This window comes from Geodermatophilus sp. SYSU D00758, assembly GCF_054049955.1.
The window spans coordinates 1-7597 of the sequence record NZ_JBJGYK010000076.1; the positions used below are offsets into that span (position 1 = coordinate 1).

7 protein-coding genes are annotated in these 7597 nt (G+C 77.6%); 6 read left to right on the forward strand and 1 reads right to left on the reverse strand.

Translation table 11 applies throughout. From position 1 onward, the window contains the following. Positions 1-242 precede the first annotated feature (242 nt). The gene (locus ACI8AC_RS24895; protein ID WP_456900541.1) at positions 243-1511 is read left to right on the forward strand and encodes a M48 family metallopeptidase; all 1269 of its coding nucleotides are present in this window, start codon (positions 243-245) and stop codon (positions 1509-1511) included. After that, positions 1508-2629: a glycosyltransferase family 4 protein gene (locus ACI8AC_RS24900; RefSeq protein ID WP_456900542.1), complete on the forward strand. Its 1122-nt coding sequence runs from the start codon at positions 1508-1510 to the stop codon at positions 2627-2629. The genes ACI8AC_RS24895 and ACI8AC_RS24900 overlap by 4 nt, the downstream gene beginning before the upstream one ends. Before the next feature lie 7 nt (positions 2630-2636). Here ACI8AC_RS24900 and ACI8AC_RS24905 read toward each other — a convergent pair whose 3' ends face one another. Then, complete coding sequence (locus tag ACI8AC_RS24905) at positions 2637-4430, reverse strand: AMP-dependent synthetase/ligase (RefSeq protein ID WP_456900543.1); 1794 nt, start codon at positions 4428-4430, stop codon at positions 2637-2639. 159 nt (positions 4431-4589) lie between these two features. Between ACI8AC_RS24905 and ACI8AC_RS24910 the strand changes: the two genes are divergently transcribed. Genes ACI8AC_RS24910 through ACI8AC_RS24925 form a run of 4 tightly spaced genes read left to right on the forward strand, consistent with a single transcriptional unit; the run spans position 4590 to position 7506 of the window. Then, complete coding sequence (locus ACI8AC_RS24910) at positions 4590-5024, forward strand: SRPBCC family protein (protein ID WP_456900544.1); 435 nt, start codon at positions 4590-4592, stop codon at positions 5022-5024. 5 nt (positions 5025-5029) lie between these two features. Further along, positions 5030-6184, forward strand: coding sequence for an ion transporter (locus tag ACI8AC_RS24915; protein ID WP_456900545.1), 1155 nt, complete (start codon positions 5030-5032; stop codon positions 6182-6184). Further along, a complete protein-coding gene (locus tag ACI8AC_RS24920) occupies positions 6181-6519 on the forward strand; it encodes a hypothetical protein (RefSeq protein WP_456900546.1) in 339 nt (112 codons plus the stop codon). Before ACI8AC_RS24915 ends, ACI8AC_RS24920 begins: the two co-directional genes overlap by 4 nt. Next, positions 6520-7506: an ROK family protein gene (locus ACI8AC_RS24925; protein WP_456900547.1), complete on the forward strand. Its 987-nt coding sequence runs from the start codon at positions 6520-6522 to the stop codon at positions 7504-7506. It begins immediately after the preceding gene. Positions 7507-7597: the final 91 nt, after the last annotated feature.

Genomic DNA, 7597 nt, shown 5'->3' on the forward strand with positions numbered 1-7597 from the left:
CCCAAGGCCTGAGCAAGCAGGAGATCATGCGCTGCCTCAAGCGCTACGTCATCCGCGAAGTCCACACGTCGCTACTGGCCGACTTCGACCACCTGGCCACCGCCACTTGACGACGATAGGAGCATCCCCGCACCGCCCGATCCTGCGTCCCCCGACCCCGCGTCACCGGGGTCGGGGACCCGGCGGCGGCGGACCCGGCGGCGCCCCCCGGGTGTCGCCGTCGGCGACCTAGGATCGGACGGGTGAGCGCCCCCCGGGCCGCCCTCGTGGTGGCGGCCGTCCTGGGTGCCGCGTTCACCGCGGTCGTCGGGCTGGCCACGCCGTGGACGGTGCTGCCCGAGCCGCCCGGTGGCCGGACACCGGTCCGCCCCGGGGAGGGGCTGCCGGCCGGGGTCGCCGCGCTCGCCGCCGAGTACGCCGCGGCCCTGCGGCCGGCCGCGGTGACCTCGATCCTCCTGGGTCTGGCCACCGCGGCCCTGCTCGGCCTGACGCCGATCGGGGCCCGGCTGGTCCGCGGGACCGCCCGCCCCGTCGGCGGCGGCTGGGCATGGCAGGTTCTCCTGGGCACCGCCGTCCTCGTGGCCGTCGGCCGGCTGGTGACCCTGCCGGTGGCCGCCTACGGCGAGGTGGTGCGGCACCGCTACGGCCTGTCGACGCGCACCTGGGGGCTGTGGGCCCGCGACGTGGCGCTGTCCACCGCCATCGACGCCGCCCTGACCGCGCTGTGCCTGCTGGTCGTCGTCGGGCTGGCCCGCCGGCTGCCGCGCACCTGGTGGGCCTGGACCGCGGGCGGGGCGGCGGTCCTGGTCGTCGTCGGGTCCTTCCTCTACCCGGTGCTCGTCGAGCCGGCCTTCAACCGGTTCGACCCGCTGCCGCCCTCGGAGCTGCGCACCGACCTGCTGGCGCTCGCCGAGGAGAACGGCACCCCGGTCGAGGACGTGCTCGTCTCCGACGCCTCCCGCCGCACCACCGCGCTCAACGCCTACGTCTCCGGGTTCGGCTCGACCCGCCGCGTCGTGCTCTACGACACGACCCTCGAGCAACTGCCCGACGAGGAGATCGAGGCGATCGTGGCGCACGAGCTGGGCCACGTCGCCACCGACGACGTCCTCACCGGCACGGTGATGGGCGCACTCGGTGCGGCGGCCGCGGTGGCGCTGCTCGGCTGGCTGCTGTCGTGGACGCCGCTGCTGCGGCGGGCCGGCGCCACCTCGGCGGCCGACCCCCGGGTGGTACCGCTGGCCCTGCTCCTCGTGACCGTCGGCTCGCTGCTGTCCGCGCCCGTGCAGAACCTGGTGTCCCGCCACGTCGAGGCCCGCGCGGACCTGCACGCCCTGGAGCTCACGGGCGACGCCGGGGCGTTCATCGCCATGCAGGACCGGCTCGCGGAGACCAACCTCTCCGACCCGGACCCGCCGGCGGCCTGGCAGTGGTGGTTCGGCTCGCACCCGACCGGGCCGCAGCGGGTCGCCTTCGCCCTGGACTGGCAGCGCCTCCAGGAGGCCGGGTGAGGACGCTCGTCGTCACCAACGACTTCCCGCCCCGCCAGGGGGGCATCCAGACCTTCGTCGCGGCCCTGCTCGCCCGCCGCCCGCCCGGCTCCCTGGTCGTCCTGGCCTCCCGGTCGCCGGGCTGGGAGGCCTACGACGCGCAGCTGCCCTACCCGGTGGTGCGCCGGCCCACGGGCATGCTGCTGCCCACCCCGGCGACCGCGCGGGCCGCCGCGGACATCGCCCGCCGGCACGGCTGCGACACGGCGCTGTTCGGCGCCGCGGCGCCGCTGGGCCTGCTCGCCCCGGCGCTGCGCGCGGCCGGGGTGCGACGCCTGGTCGGCATCACGCACGGCCACGAGACCGGCTGGGTGGCGCTGCCCGGGGCGCGCCAGGTGGTGCGGCGGATCGCCGCGGGCCTGGACGTGGTCACCTGCATCAGCGACTACACCCGCGACCGCCTCGAGCCGGCGCTGGGGGACCGCACCCGGCTCGCGCAGCTCTCGCCCGGGGTGGACGTCGACCTGTTCAGCCCGCACGCCGACGGGGCGGCTGTGCGCCGGCAGCACGGGCTCGGGGAGGGGCCGGTGGTGGTGTGCGTGTCCCGGCTGGTGCCCCGCAAGGGTCAGGACGTGCTCGTCGCGGCCTGGCCACGGGTGCTGGCCCGCCACCCCGGCGCGCGGCTGCTGCTGGTCGGCGGCGGCCCGCTGGAGGGGGCGCTGCGCCGCGCGGTCGCGGCCCGGGGGCTGGCGGGCTCCGTCGTCCTCACCGGCCCGGTGCCGCCGGCCCGGCTGCCGGAGCACTACGCCGCCGGCGAGGTGTTCGCCATGCCCTGCCGGACCCGCCGCGGCGGCCTGGACGTCGAGGGCCTCGGCATGGTCTACCTCGAGGCGGCCGCGTGCGGGCGACCGGTGGTCGCGGGCACGTCGGGCGGCGCCCCGGAGACGGTCCGCGAGGGCGTCACCGGCACCGTGGTGGGGGACCCGCGCTCACCCGAGGCCGTCGCCGACGCCGTGTGCGCGCTGCTCGACGACCCGGGGCGGGCCCGGGCCATGGGGGCCGCGGGCCGCGCCTGGGTCGAGCAGCGCTGGTCGTGGACGACGATCGCCGCGGACCTCGACCGGCTGCTCGCCGGCTGACCGCCGGTCAGCGGGTGTAGAGGGCCTCCACCTCGGCGTCGTGCTCCTTGAGGACGACGCTGCGCTTGAGCTTGAGGCTGGGCGTGAGCATGCCGTTGGCCTCGGTGAAGTCGCTGCCGAGAACCCGGAACCGCTTGATCGCCTCGGCCTTCGACACCGCCTTGTTGGCGTCGGCCACGGCGGTCTCGAGCTCGGCTTGGACGTCGGGGTCCTCGGTGAGGTCGGCCGCCTTCGTGCCGGCCGGCTTGCCCTTGCTCTCCAACCAGGCCGGCAGGGCCTCCTCGTCGAGGGTGATCAGGGCGCCGATGAACGGGCGCTGGTCACCGACCACGATGCACTGGCTGACCAGGCGGTGGGCGCGCAACCGGTCCTCCAGCACGGCCGGGGCGACGTTCTTGCCGCCGGCGGTGACCAGGATCTCCTTCTTGCGGCCGGTGATCCGCAGGAAGCCGTCGCTGTCGATGTCGCCGAGGTCGCCGGTGTGGAACCAGCCGTCGGCGTCGATCGCCTCGGCCGTGGCCTGCTCGTTGTGCCAGTAGCCCCGCATGACGATGCCACCGCGGATGAGGATCTCGCCGTCGTCGGCGATCGCCGCCGACACCCCGGGCAGGGGACGGCCCACGGTGCCGATGCGCAGCGCGCCGTCGTGGTTGACCGAGGCCGCCGCGGTCGTCTCGGTGAGCCCGTAGCCCTCGTAGACGGTGACGCCGATGCCGCGGAAGAAGTGGCCGAGCCGCTCGCCGAGGGGCGCGCCCCCGGAGATGGCGCCCTGGCAGCGACCGCCCAGCGCGGCGCGCAGCTTGCCGTAGACGAGGCGCTCGAACAGCGCGTGCTGCAGCCGCAGGCCCAGCCCGGGGCCGCCGGTGTCCTGCGCCCGCGACCAGGCGATGGCCACCGCGGCGGCCCGGTCGAAGACCTTCCCCTTCCCGCCGGCCTCGGCCTTCGACTTGGCCTGGTTGAACACCTTCTCGAACACGCGCGGCACGGCCAGCACGAACGTGGGGCGGAACGCGCCCAGGTCGTCGACCAGGTTGGACACGTCGGGGGTGTGCCCGATGACGGTGCGGGTCTTGACCGCGCCGACCTCGAGCACGCGGGCCAGGACGTGCGCCAGCGGGATGAACAGCAGCATCGAGCCGCCGGGGGCGAGGTAGCGGTCCAGCAGCCCCATCCCGTTGCCGATCTCGAACAGGAAGTTGCCGTGGGTCAGCTCGCAGCCCTTGGGGCGCCCGGTGGTGCCGCTGGTGTAGATGAGCGTGGCGAGGCTGTCGGCCGACAGCGTGGCCCGGCGGGCGGCGAGCTCGTCGTCGGGGACGTCGGCGCCGGCGGCGGTGAGCGCCGCCAGGGCGCCGTCCTCGATCACCCAGACCGACCGCAGCGCCGGCGCCTGGTCGCGCACCGACTCGACCGCGGCCGCGTGCTCGGGGCGCTCGACGACGATCCCGGTGGCGCCGGAGTCGGACAGGATCCAGGCCACCTGGTCGGGGCTGGAGGTCTCGTACACCGGGACGACGACCGCGCCGGCCGCCCAGATGGCGAAGTCCAGCACCGTCCACTCGTAGCGGGTCCGGGCCTGGAGGCCGACGCGGTCGCCGGCCTCGACGCCGGAGGCGATGAGGCCCTTGGCCACGCCGGCGACCTGGTCGCCGAACTCCCGCCACGTCACGTCGACCCACCGGCCGTCGCGCTGCACCCGCAGCCCGACCTCGTCGCCGTGGTCGGCGACGTTGGCCGCCAACAGGTCCGGTACGGCCTCCCCCGGGCCGACCTCGGTGGTCGCGGGGACGCTGAACTCGCGCACGCCTGGTCCTCTCCTCCCCGTCGGCCGCACGGCTCCGTCGCCCCGCGGCCCCGGTCACGGGCACCTCCCCCGGAATCTAGTCGCTGCCTGCTACCCCCGAGTAGGGACTGCCCGGAGCGGTACCCGGTCGGGGGTCGGGGAGCGGCTAGCCTGCTGCGCATGGCCGAGCAGTCCACGCAGTCGATCACCGTCGAGGCGCCGCCGTCGGCGGTGATGGCGGTGATCGCCGACTTCCCGGCCTACCCGCAGTGGGTGGCCGCGGCCAAGACGGTCGAGGTCCTCGAGACCGGGCCCGGTGACCGGGCCCGCCGGGTGCACTTCGTGCTGGACGCCGGGGCGGTGAAGGACGACTACGTCCTCGAGTACGACTGGGACGACGACCGGCGGGTCTCCTGGCACCTGGTCACCGGCCAGATGCAGAAGCGGCAGGAGGGCTCCTACACGCTCGTGCCGACCCCGGCCGGCGGGACGGAGGTCGTCTACGCGATCACCATCGACCTGTCCATCCCGATGCTCGGGATGATCAAGCGCAAGGCCGAGAAGGTCATCCTCGACACCGCCCTCAAGGAGCTCAAGAAGCGCGTCGAGGGTTGAGCGGGGTGCGGGTCCTCCTCCTCACCGGCCCCGGTGGGGCCGGCACCACCACGCTGGCCGCGGCGACCGCGGTGCGCAGCGTCCGGGCGGGAGCGCGCACCCTGCTGCTGGCGCGCCCCGGCCCCCTGCCGGCCGGGCTCGACGCCGTGGCCGGGCTGACCGTCGTGCGCGCCGAGCCGCTGGCCGCCGCCGAGGCGTTGTGGGGCGGGTTGTCGGCCCGGCTGGCCACCGCGGCGCCGGGGCTGCCCCTGCCTCCGGCGAGCTCCGTGCCCCTGCTGCCGGGCGCCGCGGACCTCGCGCTGCTGACCCGGCTGGCCGACGCGGTCGCCGCCGAGGAAGCGGACACCGTCGTCGTCGACGCGGGCCCGCTGCCCGGCGGCCCGGCCCTGGTCGCCCTGCCCGGCGCGCTGCGCTGGTGGCTCGACCGCGCGCTGCCCGGGCAGGCGCGGGTGCTGGGCGCGGTGCGGACCGCGGCGGTGCGCGCCGGCGCGGTGCCCCGCGGACCGGTCGACGTGGCGCTGGACGCCGTCCCCCGGGTGGAGGCGCTGCTCGGCCGGCTGTCCCTCGCCGACCCGGCCACCACCGAGGTGCGGCTGGTGGCGCTGCCGCGCCCGGGGGCGGCCGCCGTCCTGCGCACCGCGGTCACCGCGCTGGCCCTGCACGGCCAGCGGCCGGCGGCGCTGCTGGCCCGGGTGCTGCCGCCCGCGACCGGGGGGTGGTGGGCCGAGCGCGCCGCCGAGGAGGACGCCGTCCTGGCCGAGCTGGCCGCGCTGGCGCCGCTGCGGACGGTGCCCGAGGCCGCGTCGGCGCCGGCCGGGCCCGCGGAGCTGGCCGGTCTCCTGCCCGACGACCCGGGCAGCGCACCCGTGCCGGCCGCTCCCGTCGTCGAGCGGGTACCCGGGGGGCGCCGCCTGGTCCTCCCGCTGCCCTTCGCCGAGCGGGACGAGCTCACGCTGACCCGCGCCGGGGACGACCTCGTGGTGAGCGTGGCCGGCACCCGGCGCGCGGTCGGCCTCGACGCGCTCCTCCGCCGCTGCCGCGTCACCGCCGGCGCCCTGGTCGACGCCGGCACCGCCGCCGCGCGCCTGGAGGTCAGCTTCACACCCGATCCGGAGCAGTGGCCGGCCGATCTGCTGGCCGCCGAGGGGAGCACACGATGAGCGAGCCGCCCGACTGGGTGGAGCAGGCCCGGCGGCTGGCCGCCGGCCTCGGCCGGGGGGCCGGGGAGCACCCGGCCGACTGCGGGTGGTGCCCGGTCTGCCAGGTCGCGGCCGTGGTCCGCGGCGAGCGCCCCGAGGTCGTCGCCGCGCTGGCCGGGGTGCTCGACGCGGCCGCCGCCGCGCTGCGCTCGCTGGCCGAGCCGCCGGCCCCGGGCACGTCACCGGGCCCGTCACCGGGCACGGCCCCGCCCGCGAGCGCGTCCCCGGCCGGGCCGGAGCCGGAGGCGCCGCCCCGGCCGCAGCCGCCGGCGGTCCAGCACATCGAGATCGCCTGAGTGCGCGGCACGCAGGAGGCCGCCCGGCTGCCGGCGCTCGGCATCGACATCGGCGGGACCAAGGTCGCCGGGGGCGTCGTGGCGCCCGACGGCGCGGTCCTGGCCACGGCCCGTCGAGCCACCCCCGGCGCCTCCGTCCAGGAGACCGAGGACGCGATCGCGGCCGTCGTGGAGGAGCTCGCCGCCGGCCTCGGCAGCGACGCGGTCGGCGTCGGGGTGGGGGCGGCCGGGTGGTTCGACCGCACCGGCGACCGGGTGCTGTTCAGCCCGCACCTGGCCTGGCGGAACTCCAGCCTGCGCCGCGACCTGGCCGAGCGGCTGGGCCGGCCGCTGTGGGTCGGCAACGACGCCGACGCCGCGGCCTGGGCGGAGTACCGCTACGGCGCCGCCCGCGGGGCCGACCTCGCGCTGATGGTCACCCTGGGCACCGGCATCGGTGGCGGCATCGTCCTCGGCGGCCGGCTGCAGCGCGGCGCGCACGGCGTCGCGGGGGAGTGGGGCCACATGCGGGTGGTCCCCGACGGCCGGTTGTGCGCGTGCGGCAACCGCGGCTGCTGGGAGCAGTACGCCAGCGGGACCGCGCTGGCCCACACCGCCCGGGAGGTGGCCCGCAGCTCACCGGCCGCGGCGGCGGTGCTCCTCGAGCGGGTGGACGGCGACCCGGACCGGCTCACCGGCGAGGACGTCGCCCGCGCCGCGGCCGACGGCGACCCGCTGGCCCGCGGGCTGCTGGCCGAGATGGGCGAGTGGCTGGGGCAGGGCATCGCCGACCTCGCCGCCGTCCTCGACCCGGAGGTCGTCGTCATCGGCGGCGGCGTGAGCGTGCTCGGCGAGACGGTGCTGGGCCCGGCGCGGGAACGGCTCGAGCGGGCGCTGCCCGGCCGCGGGTTCCGCCCGGGGCCGCGGGTGGTGGTCGCCGAGCTCGGCGCGCAGGCCGGCCTGGTGGGCGCCGCCGACCTGGTCCGCACCGCGGTCGCGGAGGGGTGACGCGGGGGGGGGGGGGGGGGGGGGGGGGGGGGGGGGGGGGGGGGGCGCGGGGGGGGGGGGGGGGGGGGGGGGGGGGGGGGGGGGGCTGGTG